Source organism: Pandoraea sp. PE-S2R-1 (assembly GCF_002179865.1).
In the GTDB taxonomy this organism is placed as follows: Bacteria; Pseudomonadota; Gammaproteobacteria; order Burkholderiales; family Burkholderiaceae; genus Pandoraea.
The window spans coordinates 12,189-30,621 of the sequence record NZ_NGUR01000002.1 but is presented as its reverse complement, the minus strand read 5'-3'; the positions used below and the strand labels follow the sequence as shown (position 1 = coordinate 30,621).

Here is an 18,433-nt window from a genome sequence, read left to right as displayed (position 1 = left end):
ACTGCGGCACTACGGCCGTCATGCATCACTGATGGAAGTTCAGCGTCAGCATGGCGCTGCGGCCCGGGGCCCACGTGGCGTAGATCGGGTAGGCGCTGGCGTAGTACTTCTTGTCGAAGATGTTCTGCACGTTCAGTTGCAGATCGACGCTGCGCGAGACGCGATACGTTGCCATGGCGTCGAAGCGTGCATAGCCCGGCGTCCACTTGCGCGTGGTGGCCGACACCGACGCGTAGGTGAGACTCGAGAGCGTCATGCCGGCACCGAGCGTGAGCTTGGGCAGCACTTCGTAGTCGGTCCACAGCGTGACGTTGTGCTTGGGCACCATCACCATCGGCAGACCCGACGCGCCCGGCGCACTCGGACCCGCATCGGTCGTGATCGCATCCAGATACGAATAGCCGCCGAACACGCGCCAGTGTTGCGTCAGATTGCCGGCCCAGCCGAGTTCGGCACCGCGCACGCGCTGGCTCCCGGCGTTGATCGTGCCGCCCAGACCATCACTCACGCGAGCATTGGTCTTGTCGGTCTGGAACAGTGCTGCCGTGAGCGACAGGCGTTGCTCCAGCACATCCCATTTCGCACCGATTTCAATGTTGCGGCTGCGCTCGGGCGACAGATTCGAGTTGCCCGTCGTAATCTGGTCCGTACCGCCACCGAGGCCGCTGTTCGCGCCCGGCGGGTTCGCCGACGTGCCGTACGACGCATACAGGCTCAGCGTCGGCAGCACCTTGTAGACCACGCCCAACTGGAAGCTGAACAGGGTCGAGATGTTCTTCAGGTCAGGGGCACCGGCTTGCACGGCGTGAACGTCGAAGCGATCGAGGCGCATGCCGCCGTTGAGCAGCCAGCGCTCCGAGAGCTTCACGCTGTCGAACAGATAGGCCGAGGCCACATCGGTGCGCGTGTTCGTTGCGGCGCCGGGGAAGGCCTTGTCGCCGTTGAGGACGAGCTTGCCCGTCCACGGGTTGTCCGGGTTCCAGCCGCCGATGGTCGTGCAGTTGTAGGCCACCGAGCAGGGGCCGCCCGAGCGGATGTTGTTACCGGCGCTGTCTGCGACGAGGTACCCCTCGTAGCGGCTTTGTTCGTTGCTGAATTCGACGCCGCCCGTGAGCGTGTGCTCGAAGCCGAACAACGTGGCCTTGCCGGTGAGTTCGGTCTGGTTGGCGATGCTGTTGGTGGCGTACTTGCCGCTCTTGGCTTGCAGCGAAATGATGTTCGAGCTGGCCGACTGGAACTGCGGGTTCGTCGCCACGTAATCGAGCGTGGAGCGGCCGACCATCGTGGTGTTCTTCACTTTCCACGTGTCGTTCAGGCGGTGCTCGATCTTGATTTCGCCGGTGTCGGTCTGACCACGACGGTAATCGCGGTTGTTCAGACCGTAGAACTGGTTGCGCTGGAAGCCGCCGTCGGGCGTGCCGCCTGCCGAGCGGAACGGTGCGCTGAAGTCCGGCATGTCGTACGAGTTCAGGTGGTAGTAGCTGAACGTGACGGTGGTCGGGCTGTTCAGGCCGAACGCCACCGACGGGGCGATACCCCAGCGCTTGCTGTAGGCGTTCGTGCGGCCGGCCTGATCGGCGTCGAAGCCCATGGCATTCAGGCGCACGGCGGTCTGGTCGTTGAGCTGGCGGTTCACGTCCAGCGTCAGGCGCTTGTAGCTGTCGGTGCCGAAGCCAAGGCTGGCGTTGGTGAAGTCTTCCAGCCGCGGCGTTTTCGTCGTGATGTCGATGCTGCCGCCAACGGCGCCGCGTCCGGCGTAGACCGAATCCGGGCCCTTGATGACGCTGATGTTCTCGATGGCGAACGTTTCACGGTTCTGCACGCCGGAGTCGCGCATGCCGTCGACGAAGATCGAGTTGCGCGATTCGAAGCCGCGAATGACCGGGCGGTCGGCCGACGGGTTCGCGGCGGCGTCGCCACCGAGGAACGTGATGCCGGGCACCGTTTTGAGCGCGTCGGCGAACGTGGTGGCGTTCGTCTGCTTGATCAGCTCTTCGGGAATGACCGTGACCGAGCGCGGCGTGTCGCGCAGCGGGTCGACGAACTTGTACGACGGCAACGTCTTGGTCTGCATGGCCGACGGCACGGCGCTGTCGTTCACCTGCGTGGTCGGCAGGGTAACGGCATTGGCGGCGGCAGGGGCGACGCTGGCAGCCGGGTCCGTGTTCCCGGTCGGGGCTGGCTGGGCTGGCTGGGTGGTCTGTGCGGTAGCGGGGAGGGCGAGGGCGCCACCGGCGACGAGCAGGGCGCAGGCGGTCACGAGCAGACGCTGGCGCGTCTGGAAAGCGGTAGACATACGTGTGTTCCGGCTATGGCGTCACCGTCGGACGCCTGACGGGCCGGGCAACGCACGATTCTTATCAGTTGATAATGAGACGAATTCTCATTACGGCCGGAAGTTTAATATGTTCAAGAAAGCGTGTAAACGTTTGAAATGATCTATGCGTTCGTATATTTCGGTGGGTAAAACCGGAATGGCATTGAACCGACACGGTCCGGCTTTTTGATAGCTGAAACTATCAAATTGGCACCAAACGTTGAAAATGATCGCCAAAGCGATCATCGGCAGCTTCAATCCGGCAAACGCCAGTCGATGGGCGACTTGCCGTGCTGTTCGAGGAAGGCGTTGGCGGCGCTGAAATGGCCGCAGCCGAGGAAGCCCCGATGCGCCGAGAGCGGCGATGGGTGCGGGGCTTCGAGCAGCAGATGACCGTGCCCGGCGAGCAGTGGCGCTTTTGCCTGCGCGTGGCTGCCCCAGAGCAGGAACACCAGCGGCCCTTGTTGCGCGGCGAGACCGCCAAGCAGCGTGTCCGTGCACGCCTGCCAGCCGCCTTTCTTGAACGGCTTCGCGTGACTTGCCGCATTGCCTGCTTCGACCGTCAGCGTGGTGTTGAGCAGCAACACGCCTTGCTTGGCCCACGCATCGAGATTGCCGTGCGACGGCGGCGATAGCCCGAGATCGCGCTCTATTTCTTTATAAATGTTGCGCAACGACGGCGGCACGCGCACCCCGCGTTGCACCGAAAACGCCATGCCGTGCGCTTGCGCAATGCCGTGATCGTCGCCGTGATACGGGTCTTGTCCAAGAATCACGACTTTGACGTCCTGCGGCGATGTCATGCGCAGCGCGTGGAAAATGTCGGCCGGATAGACCGTCTTGCCTGCGGCCACTTCGGCGTCGACATACCGGCACAACGGCGCATACGCATCGCTGGCGACGAACGGGGCGGTCAGTGCTTTCCATGCGGCAGGCAGCGCGCCGAACTGATCTTCGACACGGCCTTGCAGCGGCCCCGCGACGGCAGGTGCCGCCACGGTCTCACTCGCGCCACTCACCCCCGCAGGCGAACTTGGTTCAACCGGCTCATTGGCGTTCGCGTCGGCGTCGGCAGCCTCGGCGGCCGGTGCGGGATCGTCGAACAGGGAGCGCTGATGCTCGTCGTTGGCTTTCGCTCGTGCGCGTGATGTCATGCGATAGGTCTTTTGAAATGCGTGAATTCGGAAGGCAGACGACGCCCGTCAGGCGTTGTCCCATCAGCGCGTTGCGACGGTTGCGCCCGCTCAACGGCGTCAGCCGCCGAGCACCTTCTGGCGCAGACGATAGCCGCGTTGCGCCTTGCTCACGTCGTCGCTGTGAAGCTCGGGCAGCACTTGCCGCAGGTCCTGCGACAGCGCGAAGAGAATGCGCTCGCCCTGAGCGTTGCGGTCGTCATCGGGCGCTTCGAGCAATTCCAGTTCGACTTCCAGCAGCGGTGCCGTGTGGCGCTGGCCATTGGCTTCGACGGCGACTTCGCCACGATCTAAGGCAATCTCCACCGCGGTCCCGTCACCCGCAACGTAGCGCCACAACCGCCGCACGAAGTTCGTCTCGAACTGGGCAACCACGCTAGCGCCTTCGTCGCGCAGCATCGCCGCCGTCGCCGGAACGTCGCACGCGGCGATCAGCGCATCAAGCTCCAGTGCCTCGCCCTTGACCGGCTGTTCCCACTCGTGGCGCACATGCAAGCCGTCACGCGCTTCACCCACCGATTTCAACGTTTGCAGCCACTGCCCCGGATGACCGTCGCGCGCGACGAAACGCAGGCGCAAGGCCGCTTTGGCCCGCGACAGCGCGAGCGTTGGCGTATCGAAATAGCGGTTCACGAGATGGCGCTCGCCCCGCGCCTCGGCACCGGGCAGGTGATCGAGATGCGCGATAAGGGCGTCGGCGCGTGCGGTGGGAAGATCGCCCGGCAGGGCAAGTTTGAGTTCGCGTTCGATGGCCATGGGCCGCTCCTGTATCAGCGCGGCATGTCGAACAGCGTGGCGAGGGCATCGCCCGGCTCGGGCGCACGCATGAAGGCTTCGCCGACGAGAAAGGCGTTGACGTTGGCCGCGCGCATGCGCGTCACGTCGTCACGCGACAGGATGCCCGACTCCGTCACCACCAGACGATCCTGCGGAATGTGTTTGAGCAGACCCAGCGTGGTGTCCAGCGTGACTTCGAAGTTATGCAGGTTTCGATTGTTGATGCCCAGCAGCGGCGTGCTCAACTCGAGGCCCGCATCGAGCTCGCGACCGTTGTGCACTTCCACCAGCACCGCCATACCCAGCTCGTGCGCCTGCGCTTCCAGATCACGCATATGCGCCAGTTCCAGTGCAGCGGCGATCAGCAGAATGCAGTCCGCCCCCATCTCGCGGGCTTCATACACCTGATAGGCGTCGATCATGAAGTCTTTGCGAAGCACCGGCAGATCGCACGCGGCGCGCGCGGCCTTCAGATACTCGGTCTTGCCTTGGAAGAACTGCTCGTCCGTCAGTACCGACAGACACGCGGCGCCGCCACGTTGATACGACTCGGCGATGGCTGGCGGCACGAAGTTCTCGCGAATCACGCCCTTCGACGGACTCGCTTTCTTGATTTCGGCAATCACGCCGGACAACCCGCCGTCGATCTTCGTGCGCAGCGAACCCACGAAGTCGCGCGTGCGCAACTCGCTGTCGCCCACGGTGGCTTCGGCATCGCGGCGCAGGCTGATCAGGTCGCGGGCGCGCTTGGCGGCGGCAACTTCTTCGGCCTTCACGGCCAGGATTTTGTCGAGAACGGTAGACATGGCGATCAGTATTTCGGGCTTCAATAGTGGGTCGGACGTCGACGTGACACGTTCGACGTCCGACCGTCAGATTACGATTTGAATCGTTGCGTGAACGTCACGAACTCGTCGAGTTTTGCGCGCGCGGCACCGCTCGTGATGGACTCGCGTGCCATGCGGATGCCGTCGCCGATCGACGCTGCGCGATTGGCGGCATACAGCGCCGTGCCCGCGTTGAGTGCCACGATTTCGCGTGCGGTGCCTGCCTTGTCGTCGAGCGCTTCAAGCAGCATCGTCTTCGACTCGTCGGCGCTACCCACTTTCAGGCTGCGGTTGCTCACCATCTGCAAACCGAAGTCTTCCGGGTGAATTTCGTATTCCGTGACCTTGCCGTCCTTGAGCTCACCCACGACCGTGGATGCGCCGAGTGACACCTCGTCCATGCCGTCCTTGCCGTAGACGACGAGCACGTGCTCTGCGCCCAGACGCTGCATCACGCGCACCTGAATACCAACCAGATCGGGGTGGAATACGCCCATCAACTGATTCGGTGCGCCGGCCGGGTTGGTCAGCGGGCCGAGGATGTTGAAGATCGTGCGCACGCCCATTTCCTTGCGGATGGCGGCCACGTTTTTCATTGCCGGGTGATGGTTCGGCGCGAACATGAAGCCGATGCCGACTTCACGCAGGCACTCGGCCACTTGCTCGGGCGAGAGCATGATGTTCACGCCCAGCGCTTCGAGCACGTCGGCGCTGCCCGACTTCGAACTCACGCCGCGATTGCCGTGCTTCGCGACCTTCGCGCCCGCGCCGGCGGCGACAAACATCGATGCCGTGGAGATATTGAACGTGTGCGACACATCGCCGCCGGTGCCCACGATATCGACGAAATGCTCGTCGGCCGGGGCGTCGACGTGATTGGCGAACTCACGCATTACTTGCGCGGCCGCAGCGATCTCGCCGATGGTTTCCTTCTTCACGCGCAGGCCGGTGATGATGGCGGCCGACATGACCGGCGAGATTTCGCCTTTCATGATGAGACGCATCAGATGGAGCATCTCGTCGTGAAAGATTTCGCGGTGTTCGATCGTGCGTTGCAGGGCTTCTTGCGGGGTAATCATGGAAGACTTCTCTCCTCTGCCGGGCCGGCCGCGCGATTGTCGCGGCGATCCGCTGTCTTGTCCGTCAGGTGCCGGCATCGATGCCGGGCAACCTGCTCATGTCATTCGAAATCGCTTGGGGTGCAGCGCTGTGCTGAATTCAGGCGGCCTGCGCCACACGCGGCGCGGCTTGCAGGAAATTGCGCAGCACGGCGTGGCCGTGTTCCGAGAGAATCGACTCCGGGTGGAACTGCACGCCTTCGACGTCGAGCGTCTTGTGGCGCACGCCCATGATTTCACCGTCGTCGGTCCAGGCGGTCACTTCGAGGCAATCGGGCAGCGAGTCGCGCTCGATGGCCAGCGAGTGATAGCGGGTGACGGTAAAACGCTTGGGCAGATCGGCGAACACGCCTTGTTGCGTGGTTTCGATCTCGCTCACCTTGCCGTGCATGATCTGCTGGGCGCGGATGACCTTGCCGCCGAAGGCTTCGCCGATGGCCTGATGGCCGAGGCAGACGCCGAGAATCGGAATTTCGCCCGCGAAACGCTTGAGCACGTCGAGCGTGATGCCGGCGTTGGCCGGGCAGCTAGGGCCGGGCGAGAGGCAAATGCGATCGGGGGAGAGCTCGGCGATGGCGTCGAGCGTGATCTCGTCGTTACGGAAGACGCGGACGTCTTCGCCTAATTCACCGAAGTACTGGACGATGTTGTAGGTAAACGAGTCGTAGTTGTCGATCATCAGCAGCATGATGGTCCCTGTTCGTCTGGTGACATTGAAATGTCGAACGCGTGAGATTTGCGAATTTCCCCTGAGCGTGCCCCCACATTGACTTCGCGGTCCGCGGGGGAGGGCGCTATGGGGATGAGATAGACGTGGCGGGTTACCGCCACCAGCGCAGGGCGACGGTCAGGGACGACCAGAGGAGGGAGGAAGACTGAATCGACTTCATAGTGACGGCGATTGTAGCAGTAACCGCCGTTGCTCGTGGGCGGGGTGTCGCAAAAAGCGGTCAAACGGCGAATTTCTCGCGTGATCGGGCCATTTCTCGCAAGAATGTGCGCGCGACTGGGCCCGTCATTCGATGATTCTGCCCCCCGGTCAGGGGGCAGAATGCGACGCTCAGGCGCCCTTTTTCGGCTTCCGGGCCGTTGTGGCTTTTGTCGCAGGTTTCGTCGCGGCTTTCGTCGCCACTGGGGCGCTTTTCTTGACCGCCGTCGTGCGTTTGCGGGGCGCAGCAGCGGGTGTCCGCTTTGTTGCCTGCTTCTGTGCCTGCTTGGGTTCCTGCTTCAATGCGGCGTCTTCGAATACCGCCAGAACCCGTTCCAGATCACTTTGCTCGTCGCCGTCGATCGGCACCGCGAAGCTGAGATCCTTCACCGCCTTCGCCACCAGACGGATGTGTTCGGGCGAGGCGTGCGCCAGCATGCCCGGAATGGCGTTCATGGCGGCGTCCGGCGACATCCGCAGCAAGCCCGCCTGCCGGCGGATCATCTCGCGGAAACTTTCGATGGGGATGTCCCGTTCGCTGCGCGGCAGCGACCGCGCCAGATTGAACTGACGCTCATCGGCCTCGCCATGCAGACGATGCACCCACAGCAGCGCACGAATCCCTGCCTCCAGTGCGCCGCCGTGATGCAGTTCGTGCTGACGATTGGCCAGTGCTTCTTTCACGAACGCAATGTGCTCCGGCGAGGTGCCCGGATGCACGCGCACCGCCGCCCCGTCGCTGCCGTGCAACCCCGCGAGCGCCTGCACCCACGGCTGACCGTAGATCAGCTCGAAAGCCTTCTCGTAGCCGTCGTCACGGATATCGCGATAGAAGTTGAGCGACTGCTCGATGGCCGTCGACATGGCGGTCTGAAACGCGAGGAAGGGATTGTCCGGCGACACCGGCTGCCGGGTCTCGCGAATGCGCTCGGCTTTCTCGGCAATCGGGGCGGCAAACGGATTGCGATCCGACCACATTTCGTAACTCACGCGAAGCGGATGCAGCATGCGCATCCAGTACGCCGAGTTGGGCGTGACCATTGCCTGCACCCACGGCTGCACGAGACTCCGGTACAGGCCGAGATTGATATCCGACAGATGCGCCACGGCCGCAAAGCGCCGGTCGCTCTCGGTGTCCGGCTGCACGATGGCGCGCACGTCTTCGATGCTGCGCCGCTGGATCGACATCACATAGTCGCCGTCGATCAACTCCCGATGCGGCGTATCGGCGGTCTTGTCGGCAATCTGCGCCTGATAGATGCCCGCCGGCAGCACGTCGATCAGATCGATGTTGTTGACGAACTTGCGGTGCTCCTTACGCCCCGTGCTGCTCGACACGAAGATGCCCAGATGGCCGATGCTGTCGTGCGTGGCGTACACGATGGTCTGATCGTGGCTGAACACTTCCGCGTCGTCGCGATACATATCGGTGATGAAGCCGAGTGCCTGCGGCGGCGGGGTGATGTTGTCGCCGTACGAGCAAAACACCACGATCGGCGAGCGGATGTTGCGCAGGTCGAGCCGGATACCGTCGCTCGTGATCAGCTCGGCGCTGGTGAGCCGGTTGCCGACGAACAGGTTGTCGACGATGTACTGCATTTCCACCGCGTTGAGAAACACATGCCCGCCCCAGTACTTCTCGAAGCCGAGGTAGCGCGGGGCCTCCGTGTCGACATTGGCGTACAGGTGGTATTTCTTGCGCCACAGCGTGTTGGCCGGGTCGAGATTCTCGAAATTCTGCACGAGCCATGCGCCGTCGAAGCGGCCGTCGCCGAGATCGCTCGTGAGCGCCGTGAGCCAACTGCCGCCCAGCAGGCCGCCGGAATAACGCATGGGATTGCGTCCGCGCCAGCCCGCCCAGTACGAGAGTGGCGCTCCGGCCACGATGATCGGGCCGAACAGCTCGGGGCGCATGGCTGCCGTCATCAGCACCTGCCAGCCCGCCTGACAATTGCCGATCACAGCCGGCTTGCCCGCCCCCTCGGGGTGCATCGAGATGACCTTCTCAAGGAACGCCGCTTCCGCATGCATCACGTCTTCGACCGTCTGGCCGGGCACCGGGTCGGGCAGAAAGCCGACGAAATAGCAGGGATGACCGGCCCGCAAGGCGGCACCGATTTCACTGTCGGGCTTGAAGCCACCGATGCCCGGACCGTGGCCCGCGCGCGGATCGACCACGACGAACGGGCGCGCGTTAGGCAGCGTCGGCGCGTCGTCGGGCGGTTGAATCCGCATCAGGCAGTAGTTGCACGGGCGCGGCAGATCGTGACCATCGAGAATCACCTCCGACGGGAAGTCGAGCACGTTCGGTGCCGATTCGGCCAGATGTTCCTGATACTGATTGCCGCGCTGACGCATCACGTCTGCGAAGAGCACGCTGCGCTGCCACGCGTCGACCGCATATTCGGCAGCGGCAGCCATCCACGGCATATTGTCGAGCCACGGATTGGCGGCGAGCCACGGCATATCAGTGGAAGCCGCCGATGCGGCGGCGGTAGAAGACGTCGCGCGGGACGTTCGGCGTTGGAGTGCGGCAGACGACTTGGCAGGCATGGCAATGACCTCGCAAATCCGGCATGACAGGGCTTGGCGGATGCTGTGAGCGCGCAGGCGTCACCAGAGACCCCGGTGATGCCCGCGCTACCTCTGTTACCAACATCAAGCCATCGAACTGAGCGTGCGGCGAAAACGTCGCAGCGAGATGGCGAAGAACACGGCGCCAATCACGGCCAGCGCCACGAACTGCACCCACACGACGCCGATCCCGGCGCCTCGGAACAGGATCGCCTGCCCCAGCTCGACGAAGTGCGTCGTGGGTGCTGCGAGCATGATGTCCTGCACCACCTTCGGCATGCTTTCGCGCGGGGTGTTCCCGCCCGAGAGCATTTGCAACGGCAGCAGTACCAGAATCAGCAACATGCCGAACTGCGGCATCGAGCGGGCCAGCGTCGCCAGAAAGATGCCCATCGACGTGGTCGCAAACAGGTGCAGCGTGGCCCCTAACAAGAACAGCGCCACCGACCCGCCGATCGGCACGTGCAGCGCGCCGCTCACGATCAGCCAGAGCGACATGGCGGCGGCGATCAGCACCACCATCCCCATCGACCAGACTTTCGCCAGCATGATCTCGGTCGGTGTCACCGGCATGACGAGCAAATGCTCGATGGTGCCGTGCTCCCGCTCGCGAATCAGGGCGGCTCCGGTGAGGATGATCGACAGCATCGTGATGTTGTTGATGATCTGCATGAGCGCGCCGAACCACGCCCGCTCCAGCGTCGGATTGAAGCGCACGCGCAACGCCAGTTCCACCGGCAGCTCCGCATTCGATCGGTATCGCTGGACGAATTCCCGCACTTCCGCCGACACGATCTGCTGCACGTAACCGCTGCCCGAGAACGCCTGACTCATGCGCGTGGCGTCCACGTTCAACTGCACTTCCGCATGACGGCCCGCGAGCACGTCGGCCTGAAAGTTCGGCGGAATGTTCAGCGCGAAGGTGTAAGCGCCCTCGTCCATGCCCCGGTCCACGGCGTCGGCGCTGATCATGCGCGGCTGCGTGAACTGCGGCGGGTAGAACGCGGAGACGATGCGTGCGGACAACGGTGACGCGTCTTCGTCGACGATGGCGATCGGCGCGAGGTGCAGCGTGTCGGGCTGCGCCGTGGCCGACGAATACACCGAGGCCGTGAATGTGTAGATGATGAGCACGAGCATCATCGGGTCGCGCACCAGACTCCACAGCTCTTTCACGCCAAGGCGGTAGATGTTGGCCAGATGCCGCCGCCACGCGTGCGAGCGACGCGGCTTGTCAGCGCCTGCCGGGGTTTGCGCTGGCGCGGCAGGAGGTGTCGGGGGTGCCGGCGGCGTTGGCGATTGAGGGGTCGAGGGGCTCGCCATCATTTGTCCTGTTTCTTGAGCAGCAGGATCGTGGCGCCCAGAATCACGGGCACGGCGACGAGCATCGGCCAGAAGGCATTGCCGAGGTCAGCAAACCCAAGCGCCTTGTTGAAGACGCCCCGGCTGATGATCAGCATGTAGGTCGCCGGGTAGATCTCGCCGATGAACCGGCCCGAGCCCTCCATCGATGGCACCGGCGTGAGCATGCCCGAGAACTGAATCGCCGGGATCATGGTGCCGATCATCGTGAAGAACAGGGCCGCGATCTGGCTGCGGGTGAAGGTGGACGCGAGCAGGCCGATGCCTGTGGCAACCACGTTGAAGATGAAGATGGCCGTCAGCAACGTGAAGAAGCTGCCCTTGATCGGCACGCCGAAAAGCGTCACGGCGATCAGCGCCATGAGCAGAAAATTCAGCATGGCGAGCGCCACGTACGGAATCTGTTTGCCGATGAGAAATTCGGTACGGGTGACCGGCGTGACATACAGGTTCAGGATCGACCCGAGTTCCTTCTCGCGCACGACGGACAGCGCCGTGAGCATCGCCGGCAGCATCAGCAGCAACAACGGAATGACGGCGGGCACCATGGCCGGCAAACTCTTCACGTCCGGGTTGTAGCGATAGCGTGTCTCGATGTCGAGCGAGGCGGTCGCGCGCTGGCCAAGGCGTCGCAACGACTGATCGGCCAGCCAGTTCTGGTGCATGCCCTGCACGTAGCCTTGCACGGTCTCGGCGCGCATCGGCATCGCGCCGTCGATCCACGCGCCGATCTGCACGTTCTTGCCGCGCGATACGTCGCGGGCAAAGCCCGGCGGAATCTCGATCGCCAGTGCCAGTTCGCCGTCACGCAGGCGCCGGTCCATGTCGTCGTAGTCGACGATCGGCGGCTGCTCGATGAAGTAGCGTGAGCCCGCAATATTGAGGGCGTAGTTCTGGCTGAGTGTGGTCTGGTCACGATCAAGCACGGCGTAGCGCAGGTCTTCCACGTCCATGCTGATGCCGTAGCCCATCACCAGCATCAACACCAGCGAGCCGACGAGTGCCAGCGTGGCGCGCACGGGGTCGCGCTGCAACTCCAGTGTTTCGCGCCATAGATAGCTGATCATGCGGCCGAACGAAAACGCTTTGTGCTGTGCGTGTGCGGTCTCAGTGGGCGCTGCGGCAGCCGGTTCGGTCTTCGGCGATTTGGGGGATTCAGGCGCTTCAGGCGTGCCGCCGCCCGCTTCCACGAGATATTCGATGAACGCCTGCTCCAGCGTCGCGGCGCCCTTGTCTTTCGTAATCTTGGCGGGGGGATCGGAAACCAGCACGCGCCCGGCGTGCATCAGCGAGATGCGGTCGCAGCGGTCGGCCTCGTTCATGAAGTGCGTTGAGATGAAGATCGTCACGCGGTCGCGCCGCGATAGTTCCACCAACAGGCGCCAGAAATTGTCGCGCGCTACCGGATCGACGCCGGACGTCGGTTCATCAAGAATCAGCAGCTCGGGCTGATGCACCATCGCGACCGCGAGCGACAGGCGCTGACGCATGCCGAGCGGAATGCTGTCGGGCAGGGCGTCGAGCACGTCGGCCAGACCGAAGCGCAGCACCATCTCGTCCACCCGCGCGCTCACTTCCGCCTCGGGTACGTGAAACAGGCGCGCGTGCAGCACCAGATTCTGATGCACGGTCAGCTCGGTATAGAGCGAGAACGCCTGCGACATGTAACCCACGCGACGGCGCGTATCGATGTCTTTCGGATTGACCTCGCGACCGAATAGCCACGCTTGACCTTCACTGGCTTCCAGCAGGCCGGTGAGCATTTTCATGGTGGTTGACTTGCCGCAACCGTTCGAGCCGAGAAAGCCGAAAATCTCGCCGCGCTGAATGCGGAAATCCACATGATCGACCGCCACGAAATCGCCGAAGCGCATCGTCAGGCCCTTGGCTTCGATCGCAATCTCGGTGTGTTCGTCGATGTGCAGCGGCGGGATGACGACGGGCTCGTAACCGAGTTTCTTGTCGTCGGGCAGCAGATCGATGAACGCCGCTTCGAGATTGTCGCGATGTGTGCGGGCGAGCAGTTCGGCCGGTGTGCCGGTGGCGAGCACCTTGCCCGCGTCCATCGCCACCAGCCAGTCGAAGCGCTGCGCCTCGTCCATATAGGCCGTGGCGACGATCACGCTCATGGTCGGCCGCTCGCGGCGAATGCGTGCAATCAAATCCCAGAACTGTGCGCGGGCGAGCGGATCGACGCCGGTCGTCGGCTCGTCGAGAATCAGCAGATCGGGATCGTGAATCAGCGCGCAGCACAGACCGAGCTTCTGCTTCATGCCGCCCGAGAGCTTGCCCGCAGGCCGCGCGAGGAAGGGGTGCAGCCCGGTGCTGCGCGTCAGGTCGTCGATCCGGCGGCGACGCTCGGCGGCGTCGTGCCCGAACAGGCGCGCGAAGAATTGCAGATTCTCTTCGACGGAGAGCGTGGGATACAGGTTCTTGCCGAGCCCCTGCGGCATGTAGGCGATGCGCGGGCACACGAGGTCACGGTGCACCTTGCTGGCCATGTCACCGCCGAGCGCTTCCACGGTCCCCGTCTGTACCGCGCGCGCTCCGGCAATCAGCGAGAGCAGCGTGGACTTGCCCACGCCGTCCGGGCCGATCAGGCCGACCATGCGGTTCGGGGGGATGTCGATCGAGACATCGTCGAGCGCGACAGTCTTTCGGCCGTAACGCAGGGTCACGCCCGTCACATGCACGACGGGCACGGTGCTGTTGCTGCCGATATCGCTGCCGCTGCCGCCGGCAGGAGGAGGGAGGGGCGCCGTCATGATGCGGCGCTCACTGCGGCAGCTTGGTCTGCAACTGGGCCGGCCACGCTTCCTGACTATCGGTCTTCACCCACGCGACACCGGGCAGGCCGGTCTTCACGAGTTTCAGATGCTGTTGCAGCAGTTCGGGCGAAATCTGCGCACGCACGCGGAACATCAGCTTCTGGCGCTCGCTCTCGGTTTCCACCGTCTTCGGTGTGAACTGCGCGGTGCTCGAAACGAACGAGATGCTTGCGGGAATGACGTACTGCGGCGCGGCGTCGAGAATGATGCGCGCTTCAGCGCCCATGGCGAGACGCCCGGCCACGGTCTCTGGCAGGAAGAACGTCATGTACACGTCCGACAGATCGACCAGATTCAGCACCTTGCCACCGGCCGCCAGCACTTCGCCGGGCTGCGCCACGCGGTATTGCACGCGGCCGTCGCGCGGGGCTTTCAGGTCGCTGTCGGTGATGTCGGCTTCGATGCGGTTGACGGTGGCTTGCGCGGCTTCGACTGTCGACTTGGCACCAGTGACTTGCGCGTTGGCCGCTTCCACTGCCGATTGTGCGGCGGCGATCTGTGCGCGTGCAGCGTTCACGGCAGCGCGCGAACTGCGCACGCGCGCGCGGTCGTCATCGAGTTCCTGCACCGACGACGCGCCTTCCTTCGAGAGGGTTTCCGAGCGGGCGAGGCGGCGTTGTGCGGCATCGAGTTCGGCTTCGCGCGCGGCGGCGTTGGCTTCCGCCGTGGCCTTGTCCGACACCCGTGCTGCCGCTTGTGCCTGAATCGCTGCGACGTTGGTGACGGCCTGCTGATACTGCGCACGCGCTTCGTCACGCTGCGCGTTGAGCGTGTCGATCTGCATCTTGGCGAGTACTTGCCCCGCTTTGACGAAGTCGCCTTCTTTCACGTAGATATCCAGCACACGGCCGCCGAGCTTGGTGGCGACGTCGACTTCGGTGGCTTCAATGCGTCCGTTGCCGCTGGCAAAGCCTGCCCCCGGGCCCGTGTGACTGTAGGTCTTCCATCCGTACCAGCCCAAGCCGATGACGACCAGCACGATCAGTGCGGGAACCAGTTTCTTGGCGTTCGGAAGCGTCATGTTCGTTGACCTCTTGATTATTGGACGGGCTGTGCGGGCGCTGCGGTTGCCGTGCCGGAAACGCTTTGCGTCGAGGGCACGATCACACGCGGCGTGCGCGCGAACGGACCGCCGGGCGCGTCGGCCGCAGGCATCAGGCGGCTGCCGCCGCCAAGCGCCGAGTAGAGCGAGACGCGCGCCGAGAGCAGCGCGCGGCGCGTCTGCACCGTCTGTTGTTCGATAGCGAGTAAATCGCGCTGGGCGTCGAGCACTTCGAGGAACGCTGCGGCACCGTGGTCGTAACGCAATTTGGCCAAGCGGGCGCGCTCGGCCTGCGCGTCCTGCGTCGCTTGCAAAATCGTGACCTGCTGGGCGAGCCAGTGACGTGCACTCAGAGCGTCGGCCACATCGCGAAATGCGCCCTGAATCGTCTTCTCGTAGTTCGCGACCGACTCCACGCGGCGCGCTTCGGCCAGATCGAGATTGTTCACGAGACGCCCGCCCTGAAAGATCGGGATGTTGATGCTCGGCGTGAACGCCCACGCGGCACTGCCCGCTTTGAAAAGACCGTCGAGCGCGCTGCTGGCCGTGCCCACCGACCCGGTGAGCGTGATCTGCGGGAAGAAGGCGGCGCGTGCGGCGCCGATGTTCGCGTGCGCGGCGCGCAGTTGATATTCGGCGGCGATGATGTCGGGGCGGTCTTCGAGCAACGCCGAGGGCAGGCCGGGTTCAAGGTCGCGCATCAGGGCGGCATCGTCGACCGTACGGTCGAGGGCGCGCGGTGAGGTATCGATGGGCGCGCCCACGAGTACCTGCAAGGCATGCGCCTGCACGGCACGCTGCTGTTCAAGCTGCGTGACGAGCGCGCGGGCCTGCTGCCACAGTGTGGTCACTTCCGTCAGATCGAGCTTCGATGTAGAACCGACTTGCTCGCGGCGCGTGAAGATGCGCAGCGACTCGGCACGGCTATCGACGGTTTGCTGTGCCAGCGTGAGGCGCTCGTCGTATTCGCGCAGACTCAGCCATGTTTGAGCCACTTGCGAGATCAGGCTCAGTTCGAGCGCGCGGCGAGAGGCGTCGGACGCCAGATAGTCGTCCAGCGCGGCATCTTTCAGATTGCGGATGCGGCCCCAAAAGTCGAGCTCCCATGAGGCAAGGCCGAGCCCGACCTGATATTGACTGCTGATATACGGGTTGCCGGTGAGGCTCAGATCGCCGGGCAGGCGCTGACGGGTTTCGCTCGCGCCCACGCCCAGTGACGGAAACAAATCGGCGCGTTGAATGCCATACACCGCGCGAGCCTGCTCGACGCGCGAGAGCGCCACGCGCAAGTCGCGGTTGTTGGCCAGCGCGGTCTCGATGAGGCTGCGTAACTGCGGATCGGCAAAGTATTCACCCCAACTCAACGTGGCGGCGGGTTGCGATGCAGCGGAAGTGGATGCTGTGCGTGCTGCGGGGGCATCAGACGCCCAGGTGCCTGCGATCGGCGCAGCGGGGCGCTCGTAAGTGGGCGCCATCGAAATACACGCACTCAATGTGCTGAGTGCAGTAACGATCAGTGCGGCTTTGGCAGACAGTGCGAGGGTATTCGCAACGCCCGAACGCATACGTGAATTGCATGGTTTCGCCATAGATGTTTCGGCCTCCCGAAGGACATGCCAACTATAGCGTGGTGACGTCAATCGGCGTATACCAAAGTGGCCGAAAAAAAGCGAACGGTTGTGCTAAATCAACAAGGGCCCCGAATCGAATAGAGGATCGATTCGGAGCCCTGCTTATTGCGTCTGCTTATTGAGTCTGCTTATTCGTATGCAATATATGTAAAGCGATCGCGTTTCAAACAGCAACCGGCTTCACTTTGGTGCAACGCGTTCATGGCAGCGTTGCACCGTTGTGCAGATCCGTTGTGCAGATCAGTACTCGGCGTCGAGTCCGTCCTGCACTTGCTCGGCCGCGCGTAACACGGCGCGTGCCTTGTTCTCCGTCTCTTGCCATTCCGATTCGGGGACCGAGTCGGCCACGATACCGGCGGCGGCTTGCACATAGAGATTGCCGTCCTTCACGATGCCCGTGCGAATGGCGATCGCCACGTCCATCTCGCCACCGAACGACAAGTAACCCACGGCGCCGCCGTACAAGCCACGCTTGACGGGTTCGAGTTCGTCGATCAGCTCCATGGCGCGAACCTTCGGTGCGCCCGTGAGCGTGCCGGCCGGGAAGGTGGCGCGCAGCACGTCGATGTTCGACAAGCCGTCTTGCAGGCGGCCTTCGACCGAGCTCACGATGTGCTGCACGTGCGAGTACTTCTCGATGATCATCTTGTCGGTGACTTCGACCGTGCCGGTTTGCGCGATACGGCCCACGTCGTTGCGTGCCAGGTCGATGAGCATGACGTGTTCGGCAATTTCCTTCGGATCGCAAAGCAATTCAGTGGCTAGTTCCGCGTCGCGCTCGGGCGTGGCACCACGCGGGCGGGTGCCGGCGAGCGGGCGGATCGTGACGATTTCATGCACGCCATCCGGCGTTTGACGACGCTCCTGACGCACGAGGATCTCGGGCGACGCGCCGACCACCTGAAAGTCGCCGAAATTGTAGAAGTACATGTACGGCGACGGGTTGAGCGAGCGCAGTGCGCGATACAGCGAGAGCGGCGAGTCGCGATATGGCTTGATCAGGCGTTGGCCAACTTGCACCTGCATCAGCTCACCGGCAGCGATGGCTTCCTTGGCCTTCGCGACGGCCGCCAGATAGTCCGGCTTGGCGAATTCGCGGAAGGTCTCGGTGCGCACGCTGCCGGAGGTAACCGGCGCGTCGACCGGCGCCTTCAGGCGCGCGCGCAGATCGCGCAGTCGCAGGCGCGCCTTCGAATAGGCTTCGGGCTGCGTCGGGTCGGCATAGATGATGAGGTAGAGCTTGCCGGTCAGGTTGTCGATTACGGCGAGTTCTTCCGTGAGCAGCAACTGGATGTCGGGCAGGTTCAGGTCGTCACGCGGCGCGGTGTGGGCGAGTTTCTTCTCGATGTAGCGCACGGCGTCGTAGCCGAAGTAACCGGCGAGGCCGCCGGCAAAGCGCGGCATGCCCGGGCGCAGCGCCACTTTGAAGCGCGCCTGAAACTGCGTGATGAACTCGAGCGGGTCGCCTTCGTGTGTTTCGACGACGACGCCGTCGCGTACCACTTCGGTCTTGGGGCCAAAGCTGCGCAGCAGCGTGTGGGCCGACAGTCCGATGAACGAGTAGCGGCCGAAGCGCTCGCCGCCGACGACCGATTCGAGCAGGAAGGTGTTCGCACCGCGCCGGTCGCCCAAGGCCAGCTTGAGATAGAGCGAGAGCGGCGTGTCGAGATCGGCGAAGGCTTCGGCGATCAGGGGAATGCGGTTATAGCCTTCGTTGGCCAGCGATTTGAATTCGAGTTCGGTCATGGTGCACTCTGCCTGCAAGTTTGCCGGCGGGTGGTCCCGCAGATTCGGCGTGGATTGGCGTTAAGAAAACCTGAAAGGTATTTCGGGGAG

12 protein-coding genes are annotated in these 18,433 nt (G+C 63.7%); all 12 read right to left on the bottom strand.

Annotation, left to right across the window (positions count from 1 at the left end):
• Window positions 1-25: 25 nt before the first annotated feature.
• Window positions 26-2,296, bottom strand: coding sequence for a TonB-dependent siderophore receptor (locus CDV44_RS00120; RefSeq protein WP_087686200.1), 2,271 nt, complete (start codon window positions 2,294-2,296; stop codon window positions 26-28).
• Window positions 2,297-2,571: 275 nt separating this feature from the next.
• The gene (locus CDV44_RS00115; RefSeq protein ID WP_087686199.1) at window positions 2,572-3,471 is read right to left on the bottom strand and encodes a uracil-DNA glycosylase; all 900 of its coding nucleotides are present in this window, start codon (window positions 3,469-3,471) and stop codon (window positions 2,572-2,574) included.
• Window positions 3,472-3,570: 99 nt separating this feature from the next.
• On the bottom strand, window positions 3,571-4,266 hold the full coding sequence (locus tag CDV44_RS00110) for a CYTH domain-containing protein (RefSeq protein ID WP_087686198.1): 696 nt from the start codon (window positions 4,264-4,266) through the stop codon (window positions 3,571-3,573).
• 14 nt (window positions 4,267-4,280) lie between these two features.
• Window positions 4,281-5,093 (bottom strand): indole-3-glycerol phosphate synthase TrpC, encoded by an 813-nt coding sequence (gene trpC / locus CDV44_RS00105; RefSeq protein WP_087686197.1) that lies wholly within the window; start codon window positions 5,091-5,093, stop codon window positions 4,281-4,283.
• A gap of 71 nt (window positions 5,094-5,164) precedes the next feature.
• Window positions 5,165-6,193, bottom strand: coding sequence for an anthranilate phosphoribosyltransferase (gene trpD / locus CDV44_RS00100; protein WP_087686196.1), 1,029 nt, complete (start codon window positions 6,191-6,193; stop codon window positions 5,165-5,167).
• Window positions 6,194-6,332: 139 nt separating this feature from the next.
• Window positions 6,333-6,920, bottom strand: a complete 588-nt coding sequence (locus CDV44_RS00095) for an aminodeoxychorismate/anthranilate synthase component II (RefSeq protein WP_087686195.1) — start codon at window positions 6,918-6,920, stop codon at window positions 6,333-6,335.
• 372 nt (window positions 6,921-7,292) lie between these two features.
• Window positions 7,293-9,626 (bottom strand): DUF3141 domain-containing protein, encoded by a 2,334-nt coding sequence (locus tag CDV44_RS00090; RefSeq protein ID WP_087686194.1) that lies wholly within the window; start codon window positions 9,624-9,626, stop codon window positions 7,293-7,295.
• 192 nt (window positions 9,627-9,818) lie between these two features.
• Window positions 9,819-11,060 (bottom strand): ABC transporter permease, encoded by a 1,242-nt coding sequence (locus CDV44_RS00085; protein ID WP_249277346.1) that lies wholly within the window; start codon window positions 11,058-11,060, stop codon window positions 9,819-9,821.
• Window positions 11,057-13,861: a ribosome-associated ATPase/putative transporter RbbA gene (gene rbbA, locus CDV44_RS00080; RefSeq protein ID WP_087686193.1), complete on the bottom strand. Its 2,805-nt coding sequence runs from the start codon at window positions 13,859-13,861 to the stop codon at window positions 11,057-11,059. The genes CDV44_RS00085 and rbbA overlap by 4 nt, the downstream gene beginning before the upstream one ends.
• Before the next feature lie 10 nt (window positions 13,862-13,871).
• Window positions 13,872-14,945: an HlyD family secretion protein gene (locus tag CDV44_RS00075; protein WP_087686192.1), complete on the bottom strand. Its 1,074-nt coding sequence runs from the start codon at window positions 14,943-14,945 to the stop codon at window positions 13,872-13,874.
• Between the two features lie 17 nt (window positions 14,946-14,962).
• Entirely contained in the window at window positions 14,963-16,531 is a 1,569-nt protein-coding gene (locus tag CDV44_RS00070) for an efflux transporter outer membrane subunit (protein ID WP_087686191.1), read from the bottom strand.
• A 306-nt stretch (window positions 16,532-16,837) separates the two neighbouring features.
• Window positions 16,838-18,343 (bottom strand): anthranilate synthase component I, encoded by a 1,506-nt coding sequence (gene trpE / locus CDV44_RS00065; protein ID WP_087686190.1) that lies wholly within the window; start codon window positions 18,341-18,343, stop codon window positions 16,838-16,840.
• Window positions 18,344-18,433: the final 90 nt, after the last annotated feature.